Source organism: Methylobacterium organophilum (assembly GCF_022179465.1).
In the GTDB taxonomy this organism is placed as follows: domain Bacteria; phylum Pseudomonadota; class Alphaproteobacteria; order Rhizobiales; family Beijerinckiaceae; genus Methylobacterium; species Methylobacterium organophilum.
The window spans coordinates 106,702-128,690 of the sequence record NZ_BPQV01000016.1; the positions used below are offsets into that span (position 1 = coordinate 106,702).

Here is a 21,989-nt window from a genome sequence, read left to right on the forward strand (position 1 = left end):
AAGCGCTCCTAACTACCTGACGGCACGAACCCCCGTTCCCCGACGCACAACCGCGGAAGGAACGTGTTGTGCGGACCAGAGAGCGTATCGCGACCACGGGATCCGATCCCCGCGGCCGCGCTGAATCGAAGGTCACCCGCGGCCTTCCTCCCTCGCTGGAGGAGGGGGCCGCATGCTGCCTCTGACCCTTCGCGAGATCGCCGTGGCCCTGCGCGGCGAAGTGGCCGGGCGGCAGGTGCTCGCCCCGGGCCCGGGCCACAGCCGCAAGGATCGGAGCCTGAGCGTCCAGCTCTCCCCGAGCGCGCCTGGTGGCTTCCTGGTCTTCAGCCATGCCGGCGACGATTGGAGGGCGTGCCGCGACTACGTCGCCCAGGCCCTCGGCTATGCCGGCGACTGGTGGCGCGGCGAGGAAGTCGACGAGGCGGAGTTGCAGCGGCGAGCCGAGGCGCGTGAGCGGGCCGAGCTGCGGCACGCGGCGGAGACGGCGCGCCGGCAGCGCTTCGCCCTCGGGATGTGGAACGAGGCCGGCGACCCGGCAGGCACCATCGTCGAGGCATACCTGAACAGCCGCGCCCTGGATCTGCCGCGCGATATCACCGGCGCCGTCCTGCGCTTCCACCCGCGCTGCCCCTGGGAGCAGGGGACGATGCCCGCGATGGTCGCCGCGGTCCGCGACGTTCGCACGGGCGCGATCATCGGCGTGCACCGCACCGCCCTGACGCCCGAGGGCCGGAAGCTCGGTCGCAAGATCTTCGGCACCGCCGCCGGTGGCGCCGTCATGCTCGACCCGCTGGACGCGATCGGGCCGACCCTCACCGTAGGGGAGGGGATCGAGACTTGCCTCGCGGCGCGCCAGGTCGGGCTGGCCCCCGTGTGGTCGCTGGTCTCCAGCAGCAACCTCGGCACGCTCCCCGTCCTCGACGAGGTGTCGCGGATCACTGTTCTGGCGGAGGTCGACACCTCGCCGACCCGGCCCAGCGCGACCGCCTGCGCCAAGATCGGCGCCCGCTGGGACGCGGCGCGCCGCACCGTCGATTTCCTCTATCCACCGGAGGGCGCGAAAGACTTCAACGACGCCCTCATGATGGGAGGTGCCGTCTGATGCGGTCGACGCAAACGATCGAGAAAGACCGCTTCATCCGGGCACGGCGCGAGACCTACTCCGCCCCCGACAAGCAGCGGCAGGCCGTCCAGCCGATTCCGTTGCCGGTCGAGCGCGACCGCCTGGACATCGCCCCGGCGATGAGCGCGGCCCCCGTCTTCCCCGTCGAGCGCCTGCCGACGCTGATGCGGGACGCGGTGGCTGCCCTCGAACAGCACGTGCAGGCCCCCCGATCGCTCTGCGCCCATTCGGTGCTCAGCGCGTCGATGCTGTGCGTCCAGGGCCTCGCGAACGTGGGGGTGGCGAGCCTGCCCAGCCCGCGGCCGCTGTCCCTGTTCATGCTCGCGGTGGCCGTCTCCGGCGAGCGCAAGAGCGCCTGCGACGACCTCGCCCTCTCCGCGGTCTCCCGCCACGAGGCCGAGATGCGGGCGCAGCACGAGGAGGAGGCCCGGACCTACCGGGCCGCCCATGCGGCCTACGAGGCGGAGCGCCGCAAGATCGAGCGCAACAACAAGGTCTCCCATGCCGAACGATTCCAGATGCTCAAGGACCTGCACGAGCCGCAGACCCCGTTGCTGCCGGTGATCCGCGCGAAGGAACCGAATCTCGAAGGGCTGCTGAACGTGCTCTCCCAGGGCCGCGCGAGCCTGGGCATCTTCACCAGCGAAGGCGGTCAGTTCCTAGGCGGCCACGGCATGACGGCCGAGACCAAGACCCGCACCGTCACCGGCCTGTCCGAGCTCTGGGATACCGGCTCCGCACAGCGGATCCGGGCGAAGGAGACGCTGTTCTTGGCGGGGCGCCGCGTCGGCATCAGCCTCGCCGCCCAGCCGCAGATCGCCGCGGCCCTGCTCGGTGACGAACTGGCGAAGGATCAGGGCTTCGTCGGCCGCTTCCTCGTCACCATGCCCGAGAGCACGATCGGCCAGCGGACGATCCGGCCCACCGATCCCGAGAACGACGAGCGCCTGCGGGCCTTTCACAGGCAGTGCCGCAAGCTGCTCAACGCCCCTCTGCCCCTGAGGGACGGATGCCGCAACGAACTCGACCCGCCGGTGATCGGCCTCTCGTCGGAAGCCTGGACGGTCTGGCGCGGGTTCGCTCAGGCGGTGGAGGAGGGATGTCGCCCGGCCGGCTGCTGGGTCCCGATCCGCTCCGCGGCGCTGAAGATGGCCGAGAACGTCGCGCGCATCGCGGGCATCCTGGCCGTGTTTCAGGATCCCGACGTGGTGCGCCGCGAGCCCGACGAGGGGATCGACGGCGAGACCATGGCCGCAGCCTGCGCGGTCGGGAACTTCTACCTGGCGGAGGCACTGCGCCTGACCGGGCACGCCATCCTCGACCCGGAAACCCTCGCGCAGAACGAGATCGCTGAGTGGTTGAGCGCGGAATACGGCGGCGGCCTGATCGCACCGAGCTTCATCCAGCGTCTCGGTCCCAGCCACCTGCGCACGGACGCCGAGACCGTGCGCCGCCGCATCGGCGCCTTGGTCGGCTTCGGACGGCTGGAGCCGGCCGGCCCGCAGGAGATCGATGGCAAGCGATACCGCGAGACCTACCGTGTCCTCGGCGGGGAGGCCTGAGATGAGCACGCCCTCGCTCTTCGATCCGTTCGAGGCGCTGGAGGCCGCCAGACGCGCCGCGGCGGAGCCCTCGGAACTTTCGCAGGAACTTTCGCAACGGCCTGCGAAAGGAAATCATGAGCGGTATCAAGAGGTTGATCGAGGTTTCGCAGCTTTCGCAGCTTTCGCAGGCGCGAATTCGTGCGATGGCTCGCGCCCACCCGTGCGTGAAGAAGAAGAAGAAGATTTTTCTCTTTCTTTTCAGATACTTACGCGAGAGAGCGGGGGCTCTGAAGCACCCCAAACCGAGCGGTCCGACAGCACCCTTGCGAAAGTTGCGAAAGCTGCGAAAATTCCAGCAAGTGTTTGTGAAAAAACAATAAACTGCAAATCCGACGCTGCGAAAGTTTCGCAGCACGGTCTGCGAAAGTGGCGCGCCGGCCTGGAGCGCATGGCGCCTGATCGGATGCCGTGCCCCGGCTACCGATACGACGAGTGGGCTCGCGTGCTGGCGCGATGCCTGCGCTTCCTCGACCTTTTCGGGGAACAGGCGGAGGCCTTGGGTTGGACGGCACCGCACCTTTTTGGCGTGCACCCGGTCGCCGGAATCGTCCGCGTCGACGCCTGTGGCGCGCTCGTCCTGCCGTCCGGCGGCGAGCCCCGCCTCCTCTCGGCGACGGAGATCCAGCTCGGGCACCTCACGCATCGCGAGAAGCCCGGGCAGCCGGCCGGGATCCTGATCTGGGAGTTCGACCGATGATCGCTCCCGCCGACCGCTTCGGCCCTTGGGCCCCCGACCTCGACCACGCCGAGCGCCTAGCACGTCTGCGCAGCCTCCGGGCCATCACGCACCTCTGCACCGGATCGCGAGGCGACCGCCTCGCTGCCGAGCTGCGCCAGGCGGAGCAGGATGCTGCCCGCCTCCCCGCAGCCCTGAACGAGCTCAACGCGCTTGCGGCCCTCGACCGCCGGCAGGTGCTTGCCTCGTTCGCTCGTCTCCACCGCTCAACCTGAAAGGAAAACCCATGTCCGACCTCAACAGACAGCATTCCTCCATTGTTCGTGAATGGGACGAAGTGGATGGCCTGAAGACCGTGCTTCGCTCCAATTATGATGACGGCTCGGTCATCTTCCTCTGCATCGAAAACAGGCCGGGCAATACGTACGATGAAATCATGCAGATCACTCAGGGCGAGGAGTTCGCCGGCCGGTGCGGCGCCGTCGTGCATCGCGCCCTTCAGATCGCCAGCGACGCCCGGCGCTCTGCCCAGGCTGGAACGTGATCGACGATAGGGGGCGAGCCTCCCCTTCAGTCTCGGGGGCCGGCGCGGGCCGCCCTGAATGCCCTCGTGGCGCTGGACCGGCGGTGCGTGCTCGCCGTCTCGCCGCCCTTCACCGACCAGCCTGAGGAGCCGCCCATGCCCCGCACCGCGTCAGACAGAGGCATGTGGGTCTACGCCCCTTCCCAGGGCGGCACGCTCGCCGAGATCGAGGCCGGGCTGCTGCGGCTCCTCATCGCCTGCCAGCCGCACAAGGACCGCTCGCCGATCGCCGCCGCTTACCGGAAAGCCATGCGCAACCTTGCCCTGCGGGTGCTCGTCATGGGGAGCGCGCACACCCTCGACTACCTCATGGCCCGCCTCTGCGACAGCGACCCGCACCGCGGGCCCGGCCGGGAGCGCATCCTGCAGATGGCGTGGTCCGGCCTGCCGGGAGTTCGCGAGCCGTGATCGACCAGACCCGAGCAGCACTCGCCGGGATCTTCGAGCGTCACCAGCGCGTGTTCCTGGCCTTCTCCGGCGGCAAGGACAGCCTAGCGCTCGCCTGCCTCTGCGAGCCCTGGCGCGACCGGCTGGCGCTGCTGTGGGTCAACACGGGGTACATGCTGCCGGCCATGGTGGAGTTCGTCCGGGGGCATCGCGACCGCTACACGCTCGTAGAGCTGGCGCCGGCGCGCCCCATGACCGAGCAGTGGCGGGAGGCGGGCACGCCGGCCGACATCGTGCCGATCGAGCACCTTGCGGGCATCGGCTGGCGCGAGCCTCCCCTGCAGCCCTGGACCACGTGCTGTGCCGCCAACCGCGTGCAGCCACTCATCACCCATGCCGAGCAAGCCGGCGGCCCGTGCGCGCTCCTATTCGGCCAGAGGCGGAGCGACGGTGGCGGCACGCTCGAGGGCCTGCAATCCATCCTGCCCGCACGGATCGAGGTCGCCCTACCGCTGTGGGCCTGGAGCACGGCCGATGTGCTCGCCTATGTGGCCGAGCAGGGCATCCAGCTCCACCCGCACCACGACGAGTGCCCGACCAGCATCGAATGCACCTGCTGCCCCGCCAACCTCTCGCTGGAAAAGCTTCGGCTCCTCGACCGGGTGCAGCCCGACGCGGCCGCCTTCATCCGCACGACGGCGCGCCAATCGCTCGCGCATGCCGCGGGCAAAGCCGCAGAGATCGCCGTCGTCCTCGATGGCACCGGTCGAGCTGCCCGGGAGGTCAGGTAGGCCCGCTGGCCGGCTCGGAGATGAAGCGCAGGAATCCATCGCCTTCCGCGGTAGAGCGCTTCGCCAAGAGGCCGCCCCCGCTCATCGTGGTGTTCAGGGCTGCGCCATCTGTCAGGCCCTCGTCCTCAAGGTCCTTCACGACACGCCGCAAAAGGCGCTCATTCTCGCCGATTTCCGGCAACGCTGCGAAGAGGACGGTGCTGAGGGAGCCCATCATCATGTTCTCGGCCCTGGCGACCATGGCCGGGACGGCGGCCGGATTGGACAGCATCTTGAGCACCCTGAGGTGCAGGCCGGAGAATCGGTCTACGTAGACCAGGAAGGCACCTCGCAGCACGTCGTCAATCTGCACGCCGGCAGCGGTATTGAGCACGACGTTGCGCAGGGCCTCCAGCTTCTCGGCCCGGTGTGTCTTCATCGCCATCTGGGTCGTTTCGAAGACGATGCTCACGAACTCTTCGTTCTCGCCGAGGTGGTTTGGATCGAACCCGTCGAGCCGATCCTGCAACTCTCGCAGGCCCTCGCCGATGCTGTTGAACCAGTTGTTTCGGCGCACCTCCATCGGCAGGCGCACCGCGTTCTTGAGGATCGCCTGCACTGCCGCAGGGCCAACGACCGGCACGACGAGTCCGGCCGCCGCGCCGATTGTCCCCATCGCCATCTCGCCCGCCTTCGAAAGCCCGTCACTGGACGGATAGGCCGGATCGACTTTCTTCGGCTTCTCGTCGCTCACTGGCTACCACCCCGCGTTTCGCAGCATCCGCTCGCTGAGCTTCGTCGTCTCTTCCAAATCGCGGGTCGCCCGCTTGATGAGACGCTTGAGAGCTACGTAGCGCGCCGAGTGCCGCCCGTGCTTCCACGTCGAGCGCTTTGACCGAGCTAGCCCTTCCGCTGTTCTCGGCCCCGTGCTCGCACCTCCGTGCATCCGGCACCGGCCGTTCGCCATTGCCGGGCCCTCGCAGGAGAAGCCTTTCCGGGTACGGGCGCAGCACCGGGGCGTAGCGTGCGCCAAGGCCATCGCCGTCCGCCAGCTGTGCGTAAGGGGTTCGTCAGCCACGTCAGCCATCCTGCCCCCCTCGCCCTCGCCGGCCCTTGCCCCCGCCCCCTACGGTCCCGCCGATGACGGCCTGACCACCCTCGCCGACGGTGTTGTACTGCACCACGACCGTCTGCCGGCCGCCCGAGCGCACGCGCTGAAGGGTCTGCATGCCGGCCTGAAAGGATCCCGTCAGCCGAGCGAAGGTGCCGGCCATGCGGTTCGCCTCGGCGCAGGTGGCCTGCCGCTCCGAGCCCGTGCAGCGCCCGGCATGGTCCAGCAGGTGGCGCATGACCATCGCCGCCTTCATAGCCGCGACGTGCGCGGTTCCGAGCTGATGGGCCAGCATCCGCTCGAGGCTGTCGGCCGCCTGGATCGCGTCGGCCGTGTCGAGCGCCACCTCGAGCGACCCGGCTTCATGCGCCAGGTCAAGCCGGTCCCGGCTGGCATCGGCCGCGACGGCATCCGGATTCGCCAGCGTGTCGAGCAGCGCCGGCAAGGTCTGGGTCGCGAAGTCCTCGTCCGGCAGCAGCTCGCCGCCGACCGTGCGGGGCCGCTGCGGCGGCAGGGCTTCCCGGGCGCGCGCCTCGAACCGATCGGCGATCCCGGAGGGGGCGCCCTGTTCCTCCGCCCTGATGCGGGCGGCGCCGAGGAGCGCGTCCCCGGCCCTCTGTCTCTTCACCATGGCGCTTGGCTCCGTCGGAACCGGATCGGGAGGTGAGCGAGGCGGCGCTGTGCCCCTCGCCCAACCGGGTCAATATTTCTCGACGCGAAGCACGCGCGTTCGGCTCACCGGACTCTCGTTGCGCGCCCAATAGTAGTCCTTCTCCTCGTTGTAACCCCTGACCTTCCAGTTATCGGTGTCGTCGTTCAGCAGGCGATGCACCTCCGCGACGGCCTCGGCGTGTGTGGGGAAAGGCCGCGAGATGACCGCACGTCCACCCATCTGCGATGTGATCCGCTCCGGAACCGCATATTCTGCGATGATGCACGTCATGTTCATGTCCCTTCTCTTAAAATCATTGCTGAACGCATCATTTCTATACGCGGCAGCGCGCTAAATATAGACTGCTGCGGCCTCTCAACTTGGAATATCTACGCTTCTAAGCCCTTTGCGGGACAGATCCGCGCCCGCTCGCATCGCCACGCTCGGTCCGCCCCGGCGATTGTCCGCGAGGCGGCGGGCCTCCGGGTCCGAGCAGGGCTGCCAGCCCGTCACCCGCCATCCGGCCGGCACGCGGCTCCAGTGCGGGGCGGGGTGGCGCACGCTGGTGCGATCGATCCACGAGGCGCCGCGGGCGATGCTGGTCGCCAAGCGCTCGCCGGCGTCCACCCAGCGCTCCAGCCGCAGATCCACCGGGCGGTCGCGGGGCGCGGTCTCTAGGGGAAGCCAGTTCGACACGGTGGCGGGCATTCGGAGCTCCACGAGATAGGCGGCCTGCGGCCGCTCGCGGCTCACATAGTGCGTTGGCGCGCCTCAGGAATCTGTGGTCCGATCAGGCGCGCCGGCCCGCGTCGCTGAGCCCGTCTCTATGGTGGCGACCCGCTTGGGCTATCCGGCCGCCACGCCTCGGCAACTTGCTCGTCCTCGCTGGCGATAGTGTCGCCTGTCAGCCGCGCATGGAAGGGCTATTGGCAGCGGCGCGAGGCGTGCGACTCTCGTATGCCCAAAGCGTGGTTTTACAACCGCACAAGCTGTGGAATATGAAAGGCGCTCGGGAACGGCGCTTGTCGCCGTTCATTGCCGAAGTATGGTCGCGAACCTGGGGGCGCGGAGGGAATCGTTATGGCGGATCGGAAGCAGTTTCTAAGCGTGCTGCGACCCGACCCGGAGTTGGTGGGCATGCTTGATCGTGCGCGTGAGCGTCCGGTCACGGAGGCTCAACTCCAAGAGCAGCGCATAAGTTTTGCATTTGGTAATGCAATGGGTGCGGAAGACATCACCAAAGAGAGCGTGAGAGAGGCTTCCAAGCACATCAGGCTGAGAGCCTAGAATTCTGAAAGCCCGCGAAAGCGGGCTTTATTTATTTGAGGATAAATTATGTCTGTTAGGGAAAAAGATAACAAAGAACTATTTAAGCGCGTCCAAGAGCAAAACCTGCTACGGCAATATGATCTTTTGACTAATTGTATAGAAATAGGGCTTGAGAAAGGTATTGAGTCCTTCGACAAATACACTCTCTGGTCGCTCAATCATGTGGCGGTGTCAAATATTGCTCAGTTCGGAGGGCGATATAGAGAGCAGCCTATTTATGTAGGCGATCACGTGCCTCCGCATTTTTGTAAAGTATCAAACATGATGGACCAGATGTTCTCGCTGGTTCACGAGAATTGGACGCTCAGCGATCATCCAACGCTTCTGCCGGCTTACGTTCTGTGGCGCTTAAACTGGATACACCCCTTTGTGGAGGGGAATGGCAGAACGGCTCGTGCAGCATGCTATTATTTGATATGCATGAAGTATGGAGCTCTTCTTCCAGGCAGAAAAATAGTCCCTGAACGGATTAGAGAAGACAGGAAACCCTACTATGCCGCACTAAAAGCCGCTGATCAGGCGTGGGAAGCTGGCCACTTTGACTTTGGCGAACTCGCCTCCTACCTAGAAAAACTTCTAAAAGCTCAACTTGCCGAAGCCGCATCGGAAGAATTTCCATCTGCCTAATAATACAGGTAGGCGCGCTATATAAATATTTCCTTAGAAGCATGCCCCCGCGCACATCGCGGCACAGCTACTATCTTGGCGAGGCACCCTCAAGGGGGGCGGTAGCCGTGCTGAGCTACGTGAACGATGGCTTGGCGGAGCGCGGTTTTCGAAGGCTCGGTCCGCTGATCCAGACGCTGATCCAGCGTCCTGCGCACGATGCCGGGATCGGCGCGCTCGGCGTCGCGGATCTGGCGGGCCTCGTGAATGGCTTTTCGGGTGAGGCCGAGGTCGGCAACTGTCGCTTCAACGTTCCCCTCGGGAACCTTGAAGTTGCGACCGCCCCCATGACCGGCGACCTCACCACGCTCCTGCGCAGCGTCGTACTCATCGGCCACCGCCGCGGCGATGCGTTGGAGAAGCGCCGTCAGCTCATGGATCTCTGGGCGACCTTCGTGGCGGCCGAGAACGGGGCGGAGTCGAGGAAGGCCTCCAGGTCGCAGTGACGGATGACCGTGCTGCTGCCGATCTTCCGCGAGGGGATCCGGCCGTCCTTGATGTACTCGAACAATGTCGAGCGGCTGATGCCGATGGCCGCCGCTGCATCTTCTATCCGGTACGCGAGCGGCACGAACACCGGGCCGCGACGGCGGTGCGCCTCTGCTTCGGCGACGCCGCCCGCGCGCTCCCTCGGGCGCTCACTGCGCATCGTCAGCTCCTGCTACACCAAGCTGCGGACAGCCATCGTTGAGCCAGCGCAGCAGCCTGCCAGTGTCAATGTGCACCCCATCGTCGCCCAGGCTTCTTAACGGACAATTGCATGCCCTGATAAGCGGCGGATCGGTCGGGATGGTAGCCGGGGCGGGCGGTAAGCGCCTATGCCCGAACGAGCACAGGGTTCGAGCCGTCAGAACTGTCCGACTAGGGCTGCATATTTTCCGGCGAATCCAGCCTCTTGACGCCCCAGCGTCACGCTACCCCGTCAAGCCCCGTCGACTGATTCCTCCCCGCTTCCCCCGATCTTCGACGGGCGCCGGATCGTGCCTTGACCGGATGCGACCGATGGTTTTGTTCTTCTTTCGTTCTCAATTTCCGGGACGGAGGCAGCCATGGCGACCGCGTCGCAGATCCAGACCGTTGCTGCCATGAGCGAGGCCGAGGTGGCAGCCATCGCCTATCTCGAAGCCGCGGAGGGAGACACGAAGCGGGCGCTCGCCTTCGCCATCGAGGATCTGCTGCGGGTCGAGCAGGACCTCGCCGAGATGCGCAGGGCCGTCTCGCAGGGCTACGTCCGCGCGGGCCGGCCGGAGCACGGGTGACAGCGGGTGGCAGGCTCATGGGCTGCGGGAATCAGACATGTCGACGAGCTGCCGTCGGCGGGTGACGGTACGGTGCGCGTGCCCCTCGTCGGGCCCGCGCTATGCGCGGGCTTTCCGAGCCCGGCCGACGACTTCCTCGAAGGCGTCCTGGAGCTGCCGCGCTGGCTCGTGCCGAACCCGCCGGCCACCTTTCTGATGCAGATCCGCGGCGACAGCATGCGCGGGGCCGGCATCCACGATCGCGACCTCGCCTGCGTCGACCGCAGCCTGACTGCCGCGCATGACAGCGTCGTCGTGGCCGTGGTCGAGGGCCAGCTCTCCTGCAAGCGCTACCTCGTCGAGCACGGCCGCCCGCGGCTTGCCTTCGACAACGACGCCATGCCGGTCTTCGTCCTGGACGAGGACGGCTTCGCCGAGATCTGGGGCGTGGTCCGCTTCACGATCCGCTGGCACATCGCCCGGGCCGGGATCGGCCGGTGAGCGACCCGGCGGCACGCCTGCGCGATCGGATCGGCGGCGGCCGGGCCATCGCCCTGATCGACGGTAACAGCTTCTATTGCTCCTGCGAGCGCGTGTTCGACCCGCGGCTTTCGGCCGTGCCGCTGATCGTGCTCAGCAACAACGATGGATGCGCCATTGCCCGCACGGCCGAGGCCAAGGCGCTCGGCATCAAGATGGGCGCGCCGTTTTTCATGATCCGCCAGCTCTGCCAGACGCAAGGCGTGCGGGTCTTCTCCTCGAACTACACCCTCTACGGGGACATGAGCGCGCGGCTGAACGCGATCTATCGCGACGCGACGCCCGACGTGGAGGTCTACTCGATCGACGAGAGCTTCCTCGACCTGACCGGCTTCACCCGGCGCGACCGCATCACGCTCGCCCTCGATGTCCGAGCGACGGTGCGCGCCTGGACCGGGATCCCGACCTGCATCGGCATCGGCCCGACCAAGACGCTCGCCAAGCTCGCCAACCACATCGCCAAGAGCGTCCCGGAACTCGGCGGCGTCTGCGACCTGACCGATCCCACAGCCTACGACCACTGGCTGCCGCGCATCCATGTCGGCGCGCTATGGGGAATCGGCCGGGCCTCGCTCGCCAAGCTCGAGGCGCTCGGCATCGATAGCGTGGCAGACCTGCGCGACATCGACCCGCGCCCTGTGCGCAAGGCCCTCACGGTGGTGGGCGAGCGCATGATCTTCGAGCTCCGCGGCGTCTCCTGCATCGGGCTCGACCTGGTGCCGGCCCGGCGCAAGGGCTGCGCGGTGACCCGCTCCTTTGCCGGCCGGGTGACCGAGCAGGGCATGTTGGAGCAGGCGATCGCCGCCCACGCGGCCCGGCTCGGCGAGAAGCTGCGGCGCGAAGGACTGGCGACCAACCACGTCACGGTCTTCTACCATACGAGCGAGCATGACCGCGGCGAGCCGCAGCGCTCGATTCAAACCGTCGTCGGGCTGCCGGAGGCGACGAACGACAGCCTGTCTCTGATCAAGGCTGCGCAGCTCGGCGTGGCCCGCACCTGGCAGCCGCAAGGCGTGTCGCCCTGGCGCTACGCGAAGGCCGGGGTGCTGGCGACGGATCTCGTGCCGCTGGAGGCCGCACCGCGAGCACTGATCGGCCGACTCGACCGCGATCGCTCCGGCCCGCTGATGGCGGCGCTGGACGCCTGCAACGCACGCTGGGGCCGCGGCACCGTCGTGCCGGCCCGAGCCGGGCTGGAGCGCGCTCGCACGGACTGGTCGACGAAGTTCGAGATGCGCTCGTCGCGCTACACGACGCAGGTCGCGGAGTTGCCGACCGCCTGGGCGTGAATCGTCACGGCAGCCACCCCACCAGCCGGCCGAGCGTGCGCGATCACGTCGAGCATGACGATCAGGAGATCAATCGGCGTCAGGAAATCCCGGTTAGTAAAACGACGCCTCATTACAACCTGCAATTCGTGGACTGATCAAAGCACATCCGTCAGCATTCCCTAATGCGAAATCGAGTCGAGGCAGATGGCCTTGCCCTCAAAATTTCTCATAGATGATGAATTAGAGCAGGCATTGCTTGATCTGCATGATTTGGTGATCGAGCTAAGAAGTGTGTCGCAAAATGAAAATTATGCATGGCTTGCAGAGCCGCTGAGAAAAATACTCATCGAAATTGGATATATCTTCGGAGAAATTCTAAAAGCCCGGCCGACTGAGCATTGATGAGTTTCATCGTCCGCCGAACGGCCCGGAAGAGAAACGGTGCGGGTTGAGGTCGTGGGCGCCCCGGATTGCGATAGCGCTCCGGCAGCCCGGGATCCGCCGCCTTCAGGTAGCGCTCGAAGCGCTGGGCGGGCTGTTCGTCAGCCACGGATCACCGGCGCGCCAAGGATAAACCAGCAGACTACTCTCTGGTGCCGCTCTTCTCCGTCTCGACGGGCTCGCACTCCAGCTCCGACACAACCTCCACCTCGACCCGAAAATGCAGGTCGAACCGGTGGGCGTTCTGGGCCAGCAGGCGCCGCGCCGCTTCGGTCGCGGCAGTCCGGCTGCTGAACCGTTCCTCGATTGAATCGACCTCTCTCTCCGCGTTGCGATCTTCGCTGACGTGCCAAACCGTCAGCCTGGCGAACCAGTCGCCACGGCCGGTACGACGACGCGCCTTGAGCTCCCGCTCGTGTTCGACCAACGCCGCCAGTCCCTCGTAGCAGCCCTGCTCCGACCGGTAGATCCGGCCCTGCTGCCGAAGGGCGAACGCCAACCCCTTCAACGCAGGCTCGCTCAGGTTCTCAATCTCGTTGCCGAATTTGCCGAGGTTGACCTCGATCTTGACCAGGAGATCGCGCGCATCCCGGGTGAGCGGGGGCTCTTTCGGAACCTTGCCTTTGACCGCCTGGACTGCCCCCGCTTCCTGACCCTTTCGCCATGGCCAGACGGCAGCGGTGATCCGGTCGAGGTCTTCGGCGGTGACGTTCCAGGTGTTCCGCCTGCGCCACTTCTGACGCTCGATGTTCGGCCGCAAGTCGACCACCTTGCCGCGCGGATTCTCGGCGAGTCTGTCGTAGAGCGGAAGCCCGGTGACATCGTCGACCTGCAAAAGGCCGGCATCATCGAACTTCCAGATGAGGCCGCGCGCATCAAGGATGCGAACCGGCTTGCCTGCCTCGTTCTCAAGCACGACCTGAGCGACCCGCTGCGTGGTGCCGGCAAACTCGGGGATCGCGTCGTCATGGCCGCGGAGCGCATCCGCGACGCGCAGAGGGACGAGTTTTAGGGCGCCGCCTTCCTCGAAGACGTAATGGCGAATGCTGATGGCCATGCCCTGCTCCCCCAAGCCGAGGCGAGCTTAGGCGGTTCGGCAGCGGCGCGGCAACGGCCTAGGACCTACGCGCTGCCTTGGTCGCTTCTGAGAACATCTATCAATGCTCGCCCCGCGTCCCGTCGGCCCGGTTGCGGAAGCGGATGCCCGCGCCCCCTCCGTTCTCGGGGATGAACTCCAGGCCGGCGTTTTCTAGAGCAGCGATTACGGCCCGCACGTTGTTGGGCATGCCGGTGGCTGGCCCCTCAGAGGCCTCCATTCTCTTCAGAGTTGGGACAGAGATCGATGCGGCGGATGCAAGCTCTGCCTGACCAAGCCCGAGGAGGGTTCGAGCGGCTGCGATTTGCCGTCCCGATACCGCATTTTGATCTTTTTGGCTCACAGTGACCTAAAAGGGTTGACAGATGCCAGGGAATGATCCATAAGTATCACAACGGTACTTTCGGTCAATGGATCGGCCCACCATGTCCTCCACCCGCACCCTCTCCTGGAACGCCGCCCTCCGCGACATGCGCCGCGACCCGGCTGCCGATGCCGCCGCCCGCCGCGTCCACCTGCGCCGCGAGGCGTTCGCGAACGCCGCCTTCCAGAGCATCCGCCGCGACCGCGCCCAGCGCCCGCTGGTCGTCGCCGGCAAGTTCGACCGCTCCGCCATCATGGCCGCCGCGGTCCGCATCGCGAAGCTCAACCAGTCCGTCACCGGCGCCACCTGGGCCGCTGCCATGGCCTCCGCGCTCAAGGGCGCCTGGAAGGCCGCCAAGGAAGCCCGTCTCCTCTCCGCTCACTGATCGCCTGCCCCTGACCGCCACGAAGCGCTGACGGCGCCGGACGACCTCCACCCCATCACCACCCGAAGCCTTCCACGAGCCCTCTCAGGAGCCCGAATGATGTCCTATGCCCTGATCCCGAACTTCGCCGCCCGGGCGCCCGCCTCGGCCGAGCGTGTCCCCTACTTCGCCGACCGCATCCTGCAGGCGATCGACGCCCACGACGAGGGATGGTCCATCGTCCAGGCGGCGCTGCCCGGCGAGCAGCGGCGGGCCGCCGAGGAGGTCTACGGCGACGCCCTCGACCTGCTGCTCTCCACGCCCTGCGCCACCCGTGCCGGTGCCTTCGCCCTGCTCAAGCACCTGCGCTGGTGGCTCGAGGAGGAGGCCGGCAACGCCGAACTGATCGGCTTGCCCTACCGCCTGGCGGAGGCCCGCGAGGCCGAGCTGACGCTGCTGCTGGGCTGCGACGGCCCGCAGCGCATCCCGGTCGCCCTGCCGTCCGGCCGGCTGGTTTCGGTGGCGGTCGACCCGACCCCGCCCGCGCGCCCCGTGATCGAGGCGGGCCCCGCGCCGGCGCCGGCCTTCCAGCGCTTCGGCCGCGCCGCCGCCTCGGCCGGCGAGCTGCTGGCCTGCCTCGCCCTGATCGCCGGGGGCACCTTCGCCGTCGGCCTCGCCACCTGGCTCTGAGCCGGTCCCGCAACGCCGCGGGCCGGCCACGCCCGCGGGTCCCCTCTCTGGAGATCCCACCATGCGCAATCCCCTGAAGCGCCTCGCCTCGCGCGAGCCCGGCAAGCCCTCCCTGCGGGAGCGGATGGCCGCCACCCGCGAGAAGTTCGCCCAGCACCTTCGGGTTCACCGTGCGCTGCGTGCGCCGGGGCCGGAGGCGAAACCCGGGGGATCGTCGCTCCCGCACACAGTCACCGACATCGCCCCGCGCGCCATCGAGCTCCGGCCGGATCCGATCTTCGCCGTGATCGAAGAGGCGCGACGCCTCGTCCAGGTGCACGACCGGCTGCTCGCGGTCAGTGGCGACAAGGCCGCCGACGACCCGTCCCAACGACCGACGGACGAGGCTCACGCGGCGCTGTGGGCCCACATCGAGGACGTGCTGCTGACGACGGTTCCGCTCACCGCCGCGGGCTGCCAGGCGCTCGCCCGCTTCGCCGCTGAATTCGCGCGGGATCAAGGCGCGCCGCTCGTCGCCCCGCCACCGACCAGCGAACCGGTGCTCGACCTCATCGCCCGCTCGCCCCTGCTCTGACCCGCCGCCACCGCGCGGTGCCCATCTCGCCGCGCCTCGCCCTGATCCCCGATTCCGGAGGCCGTCCCATGCCCTCGCTCAACCTTTCGCATATCGTCCGTCGCAACCCCGACCGGGTGACGCTCAAGGAGCGCGCCGACCGCCTCCGGGCCTCTGCCGCGCGCGTCATCCGGCGCGGGCGCGAGACCGCCCCGGCCGCCGACCCGCCACCGGCGCCGAGCCCGGGCGCGGCGATGCTTGAGGCCATCATGGCGGAGTGGAGCGGCGAGTGGACCGCCACCACGCGGGCCACCGCCGGCCAGGATACGCCCGAGACAGAGGCTGCCTGGCGGCGCGCGGATGAGCGTCGCCTCAGGCTGCTCCGAGCAGCCGAAGCGCTCCCCGCGACCAGGGACAATGTCCCGGCGAAGGCCCTGGCGCTGGCCTGGATCGAGCACGTCGAGCTCGAGGGGATACGCCGGAGCCGCGAGGACTATGCGACCGACGGGAAGCTCGCCTTCGACATCAACGCCGCGCTGACGGAGACCGATGCACCGGCCGGTTCGGGCTCGCTTGCCTCCCGGTTCGCGCCCGCCATCGCGGCCAGCTTCGATATCGGGGCTCAGAGCCTGCAGACGCTGGCATTTCTTCACGGCGTGGCGGTGCTTCTCGGCGAGGTGGCGACGGCGGCCACCTGCCAGCCCCGATGCTCGGACGGCGGGCATTTCGGCGCCGGCTACAATGCGGCCGGACACCTCGCGGACTTCGTCGACACGCTCTGCGGCCAGATCGCCCGGCAGATCCAGCAGGAGGCCCGCCAGCGCGTGCCGGCGGACCGCTTCGACGCGGCGCACAAGCTCGGGATCCTCGCCCAGTCCGTGGCCGAAAGCGACGAGCCCAGCGAGATGCAGGCCTTCGCCGCCGACCTCCACGCCGAGGCCGTGAGGATCGCCCGAAATGGCTGACGTGATCCCGTTCACCCCTCGGCGGCCCGCGCCTCCGGCTCCGACGCCGCTGCAGAGCCGCACTCTCCGCGACAGAATCGAGGAGGCAGCGCAGTCTGCCCTCGACACCGCCGACCACCTCATCGCCATCCTCGATGACATGGACGGCGAGGCCGATCTCGAGGGTGGCGGCGACGAGGAGCCGTCTCTCGGCGCGCCTGAGGGGTGCCCCTCTCAGGTCGTCTACTTCCGCGGGGGCGACCGCGACCTCGAACACGACACCCAGCAGGAGCACACCCGTTGAAGACCCGGATCACCATGCGCGCCGCCCTCGCCCTCGGCCTGCCCGCCGTCGCGCGGGGCCTCGGCCGGATGCGCCGCTGGACCCGCGCCTTGCCGGTCCGCGCCGGTCATGAAGCCGGGCGCGGCAACGTCGTCACCGCAGCGGGCCTGATCGCCCTCTATCTCGTGGGGTTCTGATGCCGGCAGCCTGCTTGTAATCTTTGCTAGGAAAGCGGAGAGGCCAGCCGGCTGGCACCCACGATGAGGTGGGATTTGGGGGCGGCATAAGCTGAAGTGTTAAGCCTCGCTTTCATCGTGAAATCAGAAAATTTCAGACCAATATCAGCGGTGTCTCAGGACCTGTCTTGGTGGGCGTGGTGACCTGCGTGCCGGGAGGCCGAGCAAATCGGCTCCCGACGGCCACAATCACCAGATGCTTAGGAGACAAGCTATGACTACTACGCACAAACTCGCATCCGCCTTCTTCTTTGCGGTTGTGTCGGGCCTGTCGTTCGCTGGCCCCGCTTCTGCCCAAGTCCTCCCGGGCTCGGGTACTATGCCAAACGACGGATGGGTCGTTGCAGGACTTTATCAAGCTTGCGGCGGAGAGCCTCGATGTATGGCAGCAGCGTGGGCGACTGTGGAAGTCACGCGCTGTCGTCAAGGCATCGGCAACCCGGGCGGATGCTTCGGCCCGAATGGGGAGATCATGCGGGCTCTCAACAACATGCGGAATGACGTCATCTATGGGCCGAGCGACAGCAACGACCTCGTTGGTCGCGACGGCTGGCTTCGGAGAAGGTTGGGTTTCTAACCTGTGCGGCAGCCTTAACACCGTGCGTGGGGGGGGCGCAGAGTTCCGCGCCGATGATGCGATCCGAGAGAAGGCCGGCCATCAGTCGTCCGCTGCGCCCCCGTTGCTTCCGGGCGTCCCCCGCCCCATCCTCACACCATGCCCCGCTGGCTCGAAATCGGCCTGACCCTTCTCGTCTTCACCGCCGCCATGACGGTGTTCGGCTGGGGCCTGGAGGCGACGGTTCCCCAACTTCACGACTGGTTGCTCGAACGGACAGGGCATGCCGGGGTTTGGGGAGTCCTGCTGGTCTTCTTCGCCGTATGCGCGGTTGCGGCCTGGTCCGGTCACCGGAAGCCGAACGGGCGAACCTGAGGCCGGACGCGCTCGGACTGCGCCCGGGTCGAGGCGTTCGCCCCCAGCGAGGCCCCGTGCCCGAGTTGCCCCGCGATGCGCTCGGATGCCGCGCGGCCGGTGATGGCGGCGAGCAACTGCTCGAGCGTGTCTCCCTGGCCCATGGTGATCGCGCGGGCGAGCTGGCGGTTGCGGGCGAGGTCCGCTTCCCGACCGGCCGCGTTCGCCGCGAGCTTCGCGCCGCCGAGCCCGAGCTTCGTCAGGAGCGCGGTCGCCCCCGCCATCGGCCCGCCCACGGCGCCGGCCACACCCGGCACGATGTCTGCGGGCTGCCCGTTCAGGCTGCGCACGGCCACGTCGTCGGCGGCGCGCTTTCGCAGCTCGGTCATGGAGTTCTCGACGATCCGGCGGTGCGAGGCGTCGAACGCCCCTTCGCGCTCCACGGCGCCGACGAGGGCCTGCGCCGGGTCCTCGCCGAACACGGTGGCGAGCCGGGCCCGGTTCCAGTCGCCTTCGCCCTTCACCGCCTTGGCGAGCGCCGTGCGATCGTTGGCCGTGGTGCCGACCAGTCGATCGACCTCCGCGCGCAGGCCCTGCCGCTGTGCGTCCGCCACGGCCGGCGCCATCGCCTCCGTCTCTTGCGCGAGAAGGCCGGGCCGCACCGATTCCCGCCCGCTGTTGAGCAGGGTCTGCCCACGGTCGAAGGCCTCCCGTTGCTGGAAGAAGCCTTGCGCCGTGCGGTTCGCCTCGCGGTAGCCCGGCACATGGGCTTCGAGGGCGTCGTTCAGGCCACGACGCACCGCCGTGAGGGCGCGAAGCTCGCTACGGGCCGCGCTGCCCTGCTGGGCGCGGACGGTGGCGATCATCGCGTCGAGAGCTTCCTTGGCGTTGTGCAGGGCCTCCGGCCGGCGGTCGGGAACCTGGGCCCGCCCGACACCCGGCACCTCCGCCTCGGTGTGGAGGAGGTTCCAGGCCCGGCGAAGGGCCGAGGATGCGCCGCCCTTCTCGGTTTCTCCCAGCCGCCCGATCGCAGCGAGCACGTCGGACGTGTCGACGGGTGCGGTGCTGCGCAGCGCCTCGCCGTACATCGGCGGCACGGCCTGGGCGTAGGAGCGGTCGATCGCATCATGAAAGGCCGCCGGCTCGACGCTCGGGCCGAGATTCCCGTTCACGTCCGAGGCAAGCCGGGCGTTGGCATCCCGGGCGCGCTCGACGATCGGACGGGTGACGGCCTCGCGGGTGTCGTGCAGCACGGCGAGGCCCTGGGCGCGACCCTCGAAGGCGGGCGAGGCATCGAGCAGCATCGCGCCCGGCCCGAGTTCCGCCAGCCGCGCCCGCACGGGCTCGGGGCCGCCCGCGTTCCGGAAGTCCTCGGCGAGCTTCGCCAAGGCGCTGCGCCCGATGCCCGCCGGCGCCGGGGCGGCACGGCTGGCGACCGCCTCGGCCGCCTTGCGGATGCCGGCGCCAGCCAGCGCGCCGACGGCCGGGGCACCGGCTCCGAATGCGCCGCCGAGGGCGGTGCCCTTTTCAATCTCGCGCAGATCCCAATCGCTGCGCACACCCGCGTCCGCGCCGCCGATCGCTCCGCCGGAGAGAGCCGAGAGCCCCATCCGCGCCGGCAGGGCCGCCGCGCCCGCGCCGAAGGCCGCTGGGGCGGCGATCACCAGCGGGAGTGTGCCTGCGACGCTGCCGGCGATCTGCGACCCCGTGTCGATGTAGGGGTGTTCTGCCTTGAGCTGCGCGTTGTGCGCCTGGATCCCCGACAGCTCGTCCGCATAGCTCTTCCCCGTGCGGAGCGAGCGCCCATAGGCTGCAGCGCGGTCGAGGCCGCTGCGGATGTAGGGGCCGGCGATCGGAACACCCTCGATGATGCCGCCGGACGTGGCCGTCACGTAGTCGCCGAAGCTGGTCGCGGGTGTGTCGGCCACCCGCAAGAGCGCCCTGTGCCGCTTCAGCAGCTCGTCGTCGGAGATGTCGCGCAGGCTGGTCGTGGGCGCGGCCGGGGCCGGCGCAGGCGGCTGCACGGCCGTCTCGCGATAGAGGCGGCGCAACTCGTCGTCGGAGAGGCTGGAGAGACCTGCGCTCATCGATTCAGCCCCCGGCGCTTCATCTCGGTTTCGATGTCCCCGAGGGTCGGGGCCGGCGCGGTACGGCTCGGCCCGACCACGGGCGGCTTGAAGGCGGGCGGCAGGAAGGCCGAGCGCTCCGGATTGACCCCATAGGCCCCGGCCAGTCCCCGATATCGCTCGGCGACGCCCTCGGCGCCGGAGCGGGCCTTGCCGTAGAGCCGGTCCGCCTGCTCGACGAAGTCCTGCCGCTGCTCGGGTGTCAGGAATTCGCCGTTCAGCGCCTTGTTGTAGGCGTTGCGCACCCGCTCGGGCAGGCCGGCGGCGTTCTGTGCGGTGGCGTACTCGCCCTCCCGGACCACGCTGCCCGGGTCGAGCATCTTCATGTAGCCGAAGATCAGGCCGATGTCGGAGGCGGGCGAGACGCCCTTCGGGTTCGACGCACGCTGCTCGGTGGCAGCGATCACCCGGCCGTAGCCGTCGTGCACGTCCTGGAAGGTCCCGAGCTGTTTGGAGAACTCGCCGCGCAGCTTGCTCTCCACGTCGAAGTTCTCGGGCTTCTTGTCCGGCGCCGAGGCGATGGCTTGGCCCGTGTCACCCGAGTAGCGTGTCTGCCCCGGGGACAGGGTGAAGCTATCGTCGCCCTTGGCCGCGGACTGCGCCGAGATGGTCGCCGGATCCTGCGGGCCGCCCGGGATGAAGGACGCGCGGCCGGTCCTTGGATCGATCGTGTAGCCGCTCGGGGCGTCGGCCGGCTTCGGCGCGGCCCGCTGCAGGAGGTTGGTCAGCGCCTCGCTGCGCCCGGCCAGCGAGGCGGCGATGGCGCCGTCAACGTCGACCGCATCGTAACCCTTGCCGAGCAACCAGGAGCGCGTGGCGTTGGTGGCGCCCTGCTCTTGCGCGAGCTTGCGCGTCTTGAGGGCGAACTCGGCCTGCGCTAGCTTGCTCGCCGCCCGCCGGCCCTCGCCAGCCTGATAGGAGGAGAGGCCCGCCGCGAGCCCGTTGCCGAATCCCTTCTGCGTCATCAGGCCGATGCCGAGGTTCAGGAGCAGGCCGTCGTCGTTCTTGAGTCCGGTCATGAAGCGATCGAAGAGAGACGGCTCCTCGGCACCCGGAACCCCGCCCTGTGCCATGATGGGGCGGGCGCCTTCCGCCGGCAGATCGGCCCGCGAGGCGAGATCGCCCGGGCGCTGCGGCGGAAGAGGGACCGTCATCGCGCCATCGCTCGCGGGGCGCGGAGCGATCGGCGACGGTCCGAAGGACAGGGGGCGGGGCGCCGCCGCAACGAGATCCGCCGCGCTCGGCCGGGCGGGCGGCTGCGGCGCCGGCATCGCTGCCCCCGGCACCTGCGGCATGGGGCGAGCCCCGAAGGTGAAGGCAGGGCCGCCGACCTGAGCGGGATCACCGGCCCCTTCGATCGGAAGCCCTTGCGGGAATGCGGTCGCCGCGGGCGAGCCTGCCACCGGGATCCCCGGCGAGCTGTCGGGCTTCACGGGCTGGACGCTGAGGGGCTGCTGCGGCTGCTCGGGCAGACCGGTGCCCGGTGCCCCGGCGAAGCCCCGCGGCATGCCGTGGAGCGCCTGCGTCAGCGCGCGCGCAATGTCCGCATCGGACATGATTTCATCGAAGCGAAGGCGACCGAGCGACATCAGGCGACTCCCGCGCTGGAGCTGACCGCGCCGAGCCCTTGCGCCGCGGCGGCCATGTGATGCACGGCAACCTCGAAGGTCCCGAGGTGCTGCACGAGTTCGTCTACGGTGCCGCCCTGCTCGATGATGGAGCGGATGTCGGCAAGCGAGGCCTGTCCGAGGCAGACCGCGAGATGGAGGCGAGACTGGTAGTCGCGCCAGGCGGCATCCCGGGGTTGGGCCGGCGCCGCAACGGGCGCCTGCTGCGGCGCCGGGGCTTCGTTCAGCTCGATCATAGCGACCTCCTCGGCCTGAGATGTCTCGTCAGCGCTGCGGGACGAAGCCGGAGCCGGTGATGTTGAGCCCGGTCGTCCCGCTCTGGACGTTGGCCGGGCCCATGTTCGAGCTCGCGATGTTTGAGCCCGACTGCCGGAAGTAGACGAAGGTGTCGGCCGAGATCGCGG

At 68.3% G+C, this 21,989-nt stretch carries 30 protein-coding genes; 19 read left to right on the plus strand and 11 right to left on the minus strand.

Annotated elements, in window-relative coordinates; genetic code table 11:
* Nucleotides 1-172: 172 nt before the first annotated feature.
* From MFF21_RS22085 to MFF21_RS22115, 7 genes are all read left to right on the plus strand, one after another.
* Nucleotides 173-1,102 carry a DUF7146 domain-containing protein gene (locus tag MFF21_RS22085; protein WP_238314172.1) on the plus strand — a complete coding sequence of 310 codons (930 nt, stop codon included), beginning with the start codon at nucleotides 173-175 and terminating at the stop codon, nucleotides 1,100-1,102.
* The gene (locus MFF21_RS22090; protein WP_238314174.1) at nucleotides 1,102-2,685 is read left to right on the plus strand and encodes a YfjI family protein; all 1,584 of its coding nucleotides are present in this window, start codon (nucleotides 1,102-1,104) and stop codon (nucleotides 2,683-2,685) included. Before MFF21_RS22085 ends, MFF21_RS22090 begins: the two co-directional genes overlap by 1 nt.
* A 1-nt stretch (nucleotide 2,686) precedes the next feature.
* The gene (locus MFF21_RS22095; protein WP_238314177.1) at nucleotides 2,687-3,424 is read left to right on the plus strand and encodes a hypothetical protein; all 738 of its coding nucleotides are present in this window, start codon (nucleotides 2,687-2,689) and stop codon (nucleotides 3,422-3,424) included.
* Nucleotides 3,421-3,678: a hypothetical protein gene (locus tag MFF21_RS22100; protein WP_238314180.1), complete on the plus strand. Its 258-nt coding sequence runs from the start codon at nucleotides 3,421-3,423 to the stop codon at nucleotides 3,676-3,678. Before MFF21_RS22095 ends, MFF21_RS22100 begins: the two co-directional genes overlap by 4 nt.
* 11 nt (nucleotides 3,679-3,689) lie before the next feature.
* The gene (locus MFF21_RS22105; protein WP_238314183.1) at nucleotides 3,690-3,947 is read left to right on the plus strand and encodes a hypothetical protein; all 258 of its coding nucleotides are present in this window, start codon (nucleotides 3,690-3,692) and stop codon (nucleotides 3,945-3,947) included.
* Between the two features lie 162 nt (nucleotides 3,948-4,109).
* Complete coding sequence (locus tag MFF21_RS22110; RefSeq protein ID WP_238314186.1) at nucleotides 4,110-4,394, plus strand: hypothetical protein; 285 nt, start codon at nucleotides 4,110-4,112, stop codon at nucleotides 4,392-4,394.
* Complete coding sequence (locus MFF21_RS22115; protein ID WP_238314189.1) at nucleotides 4,391-5,164, plus strand: phosphoadenosine phosphosulfate reductase domain-containing protein; 774 nt, start codon at nucleotides 4,391-4,393, stop codon at nucleotides 5,162-5,164. Before MFF21_RS22110 ends, MFF21_RS22115 begins: the two co-directional genes overlap by 4 nt.
* Here the strand turns inward: MFF21_RS22115 and MFF21_RS22120 are convergent.
* The 5 genes from MFF21_RS22120 to MFF21_RS22135 form a co-directional block, all read right to left on the minus strand.
* Nucleotides 5,157-5,897 (minus strand): hypothetical protein, encoded by a 741-nt coding sequence (locus MFF21_RS22120; RefSeq protein WP_238314192.1) that lies wholly within the window; start codon nucleotides 5,895-5,897, stop codon nucleotides 5,157-5,159. The genes MFF21_RS22115 and MFF21_RS22120 overlap by 8 nt on opposite strands.
* A 3-nt stretch (nucleotides 5,898-5,900) precedes the next feature.
* Complete coding sequence (locus MFF21_RS24015) at nucleotides 5,901-6,230, minus strand: HGGxSTG domain-containing protein (RefSeq protein WP_308445699.1); 330 nt, start codon at nucleotides 6,228-6,230, stop codon at nucleotides 5,901-5,903.
* On the minus strand, nucleotides 6,223-6,885 hold the full coding sequence (locus MFF21_RS22125; protein WP_238314195.1) for a hypothetical protein: 663 nt from the start codon (nucleotides 6,883-6,885) through the stop codon (nucleotides 6,223-6,225). The genes MFF21_RS24015 and MFF21_RS22125 overlap by 8 nt, the downstream gene beginning before the upstream one ends.
* Before the next feature lie 69 nt (nucleotides 6,886-6,954).
* On the minus strand, nucleotides 6,955-7,197 hold the full coding sequence (locus MFF21_RS22130) for a hypothetical protein (RefSeq protein WP_238314198.1): 243 nt from the start codon (nucleotides 7,195-7,197) through the stop codon (nucleotides 6,955-6,957).
* A gap of 84 nt (nucleotides 7,198-7,281) precedes the next feature.
* Nucleotides 7,282-7,659 (minus strand): hypothetical protein, encoded by a 378-nt coding sequence (locus tag MFF21_RS22135; RefSeq protein WP_238314201.1) that lies wholly within the window; start codon nucleotides 7,657-7,659, stop codon nucleotides 7,282-7,284.
* A gap of 582 nt (nucleotides 7,660-8,241) precedes the next feature.
* Here MFF21_RS22135 and MFF21_RS22140 point away from each other — a divergent pair.
* A complete protein-coding gene (locus tag MFF21_RS22140; protein WP_238314203.1) occupies nucleotides 8,242-8,862 on the plus strand; it encodes a Fic family protein in 621 nt (206 codons plus the stop codon).
* Nucleotides 8,863-8,951: 89 nt separating this feature from the next.
* On the opposite strand, the gene MFF21_RS24195 is transcribed toward MFF21_RS22140, so the two are convergent.
* Both MFF21_RS24195 and MFF21_RS22150 read right to left on the minus strand, forming a co-directional pair.
* Nucleotides 8,952-9,239, minus strand: a complete 288-nt coding sequence (locus MFF21_RS24195) for a hypothetical protein (RefSeq protein WP_505744247.1) — start codon at nucleotides 9,237-9,239, stop codon at nucleotides 8,952-8,954.
* Nucleotides 9,240-9,268: 29 nt separating this feature from the next.
* Nucleotides 9,269-9,412: a helix-turn-helix domain-containing protein gene (locus MFF21_RS22150; RefSeq protein WP_505744248.1), complete on the minus strand. Its 144-nt coding sequence runs from the start codon at nucleotides 9,410-9,412 to the stop codon at nucleotides 9,269-9,271.
* On the opposite strand from MFF21_RS22150, the gene MFF21_RS24200 reads away from it, so the two are divergent.
* From MFF21_RS24200 to MFF21_RS22170, 5 genes are all read left to right on the plus strand, one after another.
* Entirely contained in the window at nucleotides 9,351-9,650 is a 300-nt protein-coding gene (locus MFF21_RS24200; RefSeq protein WP_505744249.1) for a hypothetical protein, read from the plus strand. The genes MFF21_RS22150 and MFF21_RS24200 overlap by 62 nt on opposite strands.
* 300 nt (nucleotides 9,651-9,950) lie before the next feature.
* Complete coding sequence (locus tag MFF21_RS22155; protein WP_238314206.1) at nucleotides 9,951-10,160, plus strand: hypothetical protein; 210 nt, start codon at nucleotides 9,951-9,953, stop codon at nucleotides 10,158-10,160.
* Nucleotides 10,161-10,232: 72 nt separating this feature from the next.
* Nucleotides 10,233-10,640, plus strand: a complete 408-nt coding sequence (locus MFF21_RS22160) for a LexA family protein (RefSeq protein WP_238314208.1) — start codon at nucleotides 10,233-10,235, stop codon at nucleotides 10,638-10,640.
* Entirely contained in the window at nucleotides 10,637-11,968 is a 1,332-nt protein-coding gene (locus MFF21_RS22165) for a Y-family DNA polymerase (RefSeq protein WP_238314211.1), read from the plus strand. The genes MFF21_RS22160 and MFF21_RS22165 overlap by 4 nt, the downstream gene beginning before the upstream one ends.
* A 186-nt stretch (nucleotides 11,969-12,154) precedes the next feature.
* Nucleotides 12,155-12,352, plus strand: coding sequence for a hypothetical protein (locus MFF21_RS22170; RefSeq protein ID WP_238314214.1), 198 nt, complete (start codon nucleotides 12,155-12,157; stop codon nucleotides 12,350-12,352).
* A 181-nt stretch (nucleotides 12,353-12,533) separates the two neighbouring features.
* Here the strand turns inward: MFF21_RS22170 and MFF21_RS22175 are convergent, their stop codons facing one another.
* Nucleotides 12,534-13,448 carry a hypothetical protein gene (locus tag MFF21_RS22175; protein WP_238314217.1) on the minus strand — a complete coding sequence of 305 codons (915 nt, stop codon included), beginning with the start codon at nucleotides 13,446-13,448 and terminating at the stop codon, nucleotides 12,534-12,536.
* Between the two features lie 464 nt (nucleotides 13,449-13,912).
* Between MFF21_RS22175 and MFF21_RS22185 the strand changes: the two genes are divergently transcribed.
* The 6 genes from MFF21_RS22185 (at nucleotide 13,913) to MFF21_RS22210 (ending at nucleotide 16,882) form a co-directional block, all read left to right on the plus strand.
* Entirely contained in the window at nucleotides 13,913-14,236 is a 324-nt protein-coding gene (locus MFF21_RS22185) for a hypothetical protein (RefSeq protein ID WP_238314223.1), read from the plus strand.
* Nucleotides 14,237-14,332: 96 nt separating this feature from the next.
* Nucleotides 14,333-14,905 (plus strand): hypothetical protein, encoded by a 573-nt coding sequence (locus MFF21_RS22190; RefSeq protein ID WP_238314225.1) that lies wholly within the window; start codon nucleotides 14,333-14,335, stop codon nucleotides 14,903-14,905.
* Nucleotides 14,906-14,966: 61 nt separating this feature from the next.
* Entirely contained in the window at nucleotides 14,967-15,479 is a 513-nt protein-coding gene (locus MFF21_RS22195) for a hypothetical protein (RefSeq protein WP_238314228.1), read from the plus strand.
* Between the two features lie 68 nt (nucleotides 15,480-15,547).
* Entirely contained in the window at nucleotides 15,548-16,423 is an 876-nt protein-coding gene (locus MFF21_RS22200) for a hypothetical protein (RefSeq protein ID WP_238314230.1), read from the plus strand.
* Nucleotides 16,416-16,706, plus strand: coding sequence for a hypothetical protein (locus MFF21_RS22205; protein WP_238314234.1), 291 nt, complete (start codon nucleotides 16,416-16,418; stop codon nucleotides 16,704-16,706). Before MFF21_RS22200 ends, MFF21_RS22205 begins: the two co-directional genes overlap by 8 nt.
* On the plus strand, nucleotides 16,703-16,882 hold the full coding sequence (locus tag MFF21_RS22210; RefSeq protein ID WP_238314247.1) for a hypothetical protein: 180 nt from the start codon (nucleotides 16,703-16,705) through the stop codon (nucleotides 16,880-16,882). Before MFF21_RS22205 ends, MFF21_RS22210 begins: the two co-directional genes overlap by 4 nt.
* Before the next feature lie 942 nt (nucleotides 16,883-17,824).
* Here the strand turns inward: MFF21_RS22210 and MFF21_RS22215 are convergent.
* The 3 genes from MFF21_RS22215 to MFF21_RS22225 are packed head-to-tail and all read right to left on the minus strand — an operon-like array spanning nucleotide 17,825 to nucleotide 21,821.
* Nucleotides 17,825-19,918, minus strand: a complete 2,094-nt coding sequence (locus tag MFF21_RS22215) for a hypothetical protein (protein WP_238314250.1) — start codon at nucleotides 19,916-19,918, stop codon at nucleotides 17,825-17,827.
* On the minus strand, nucleotides 19,915-21,513 hold the full coding sequence (locus tag MFF21_RS22220) for a hypothetical protein (RefSeq protein ID WP_238314265.1): 1,599 nt from the start codon (nucleotides 21,511-21,513) through the stop codon (nucleotides 19,915-19,917). The genes MFF21_RS22215 and MFF21_RS22220 overlap by 4 nt, the downstream gene beginning before the upstream one ends.
* Before the next feature lie 32 nt (nucleotides 21,514-21,545).
* Complete coding sequence (locus tag MFF21_RS22225) at nucleotides 21,546-21,821, minus strand: hypothetical protein (protein ID WP_238314268.1); 276 nt, start codon at nucleotides 21,819-21,821, stop codon at nucleotides 21,546-21,548.
* Nucleotides 21,822-21,989 lie beyond the last annotated feature (168 nt).

Excerpts from the sequence above, each read along its gene's own strand:
- MFF21_RS22085 (WP_238314172.1), top strand. The coding sequence starts at position 173 with ATGCTGCCTCTGACCCTTCGCGAGATCGCCGTGGCCCTGCGCGGCGAA.
- MFF21_RS22090 (WP_238314174.1), top strand. The coding sequence starts at position 1,102 with ATGCGGTCGACGCAAACGATCGAGAAAGACCGCTTCATCCGGGCACGG.
- MFF21_RS22095 (WP_238314177.1), top strand. The coding sequence starts at position 2,687 with ATGAGCACGCCCTCGCTCTTCGATCCGTTCGAGGCGCTGGAGGCCGCC.
- MFF21_RS22100 (WP_238314180.1), top strand. The coding sequence starts at position 3,421 with ATGATCGCTCCCGCCGACCGCTTCGGCCCTTGGGCCCCCGACCTCGAC.
- MFF21_RS22105 (WP_238314183.1), top strand. The coding sequence starts at position 3,690 with ATGTCCGACCTCAACAGACAGCATTCCTCCATTGTTCGTGAATGGGAC.
- MFF21_RS22110 (WP_238314186.1), top strand. The coding sequence starts at position 4,110 with ATGTGGGTCTACGCCCCTTCCCAGGGCGGCACGCTCGCCGAGATCGAG.
- MFF21_RS24015 (WP_308445699.1), bottom strand. The coding sequence starts at position 6,230 with ATGGCTGACGTGGCTGACGAACCCCTTACGCACAGCTGGCGGACGGCG.
- MFF21_RS22125 (WP_238314195.1), bottom strand. The coding sequence starts at position 6,885 with ATGGTGAAGAGACAGAGGGCCGGGGACGCGCTCCTCGGCGCCGCCCGC.
- MFF21_RS22130 (WP_238314198.1), bottom strand. The coding sequence starts at position 7,197 with ATGACGTGCATCATCGCAGAATATGCGGTTCCGGAGCGGATCACATCG.
- MFF21_RS22140 (WP_238314203.1), top strand. The coding sequence starts at position 8,242 with ATGTCTGTTAGGGAAAAAGATAACAAAGAACTATTTAAGCGCGTCCAA.
- MFF21_RS24200 (WP_505744249.1), top strand. The coding sequence starts at position 9,351 with ATGACCGTGCTGCTGCCGATCTTCCGCGAGGGGATCCGGCCGTCCTTG.
- MFF21_RS22155 (WP_238314206.1), top strand. The coding sequence starts at position 9,951 with ATGGCGACCGCGTCGCAGATCCAGACCGTTGCTGCCATGAGCGAGGCC.
- MFF21_RS22170 (WP_238314214.1), top strand. The coding sequence starts at position 12,155 with ATGGCCTTGCCCTCAAAATTTCTCATAGATGATGAATTAGAGCAGGCA.
- MFF21_RS22175 (WP_238314217.1), bottom strand. The coding sequence starts at position 13,448 with ATGGCCATCAGCATTCGCCATTACGTCTTCGAGGAAGGCGGCGCCCTA.
- MFF21_RS22185 (WP_238314223.1), top strand. The coding sequence starts at position 13,913 with ATGTCCTCCACCCGCACCCTCTCCTGGAACGCCGCCCTCCGCGACATG.
- MFF21_RS22190 (WP_238314225.1), top strand. The coding sequence starts at position 14,333 with ATGATGTCCTATGCCCTGATCCCGAACTTCGCCGCCCGGGCGCCCGCC.
- MFF21_RS22195 (WP_238314228.1), top strand. The coding sequence starts at position 14,967 with ATGCGCAATCCCCTGAAGCGCCTCGCCTCGCGCGAGCCCGGCAAGCCC.
- MFF21_RS22200 (WP_238314230.1), top strand. The coding sequence starts at position 15,548 with ATGCCCTCGCTCAACCTTTCGCATATCGTCCGTCGCAACCCCGACCGG.
- MFF21_RS22205 (WP_238314234.1), top strand. The coding sequence starts at position 16,416 with ATGGCTGACGTGATCCCGTTCACCCCTCGGCGGCCCGCGCCTCCGGCT.
- MFF21_RS22215 (WP_238314250.1), bottom strand. The coding sequence starts at position 19,918 with ATGAGCGCAGGTCTCTCCAGCCTCTCCGACGACGAGTTGCGCCGCCTC.
- MFF21_RS22220 (WP_238314265.1), bottom strand. The coding sequence starts at position 21,513 with ATGTCCGATGCGGACATTGCGCGCGCGCTGACGCAGGCGCTCCACGGC.
- MFF21_RS22225 (WP_238314268.1), bottom strand. The coding sequence starts at position 21,821 with ATGATCGAGCTGAACGAAGCCCCGGCGCCGCAGCAGGCGCCCGTTGCG.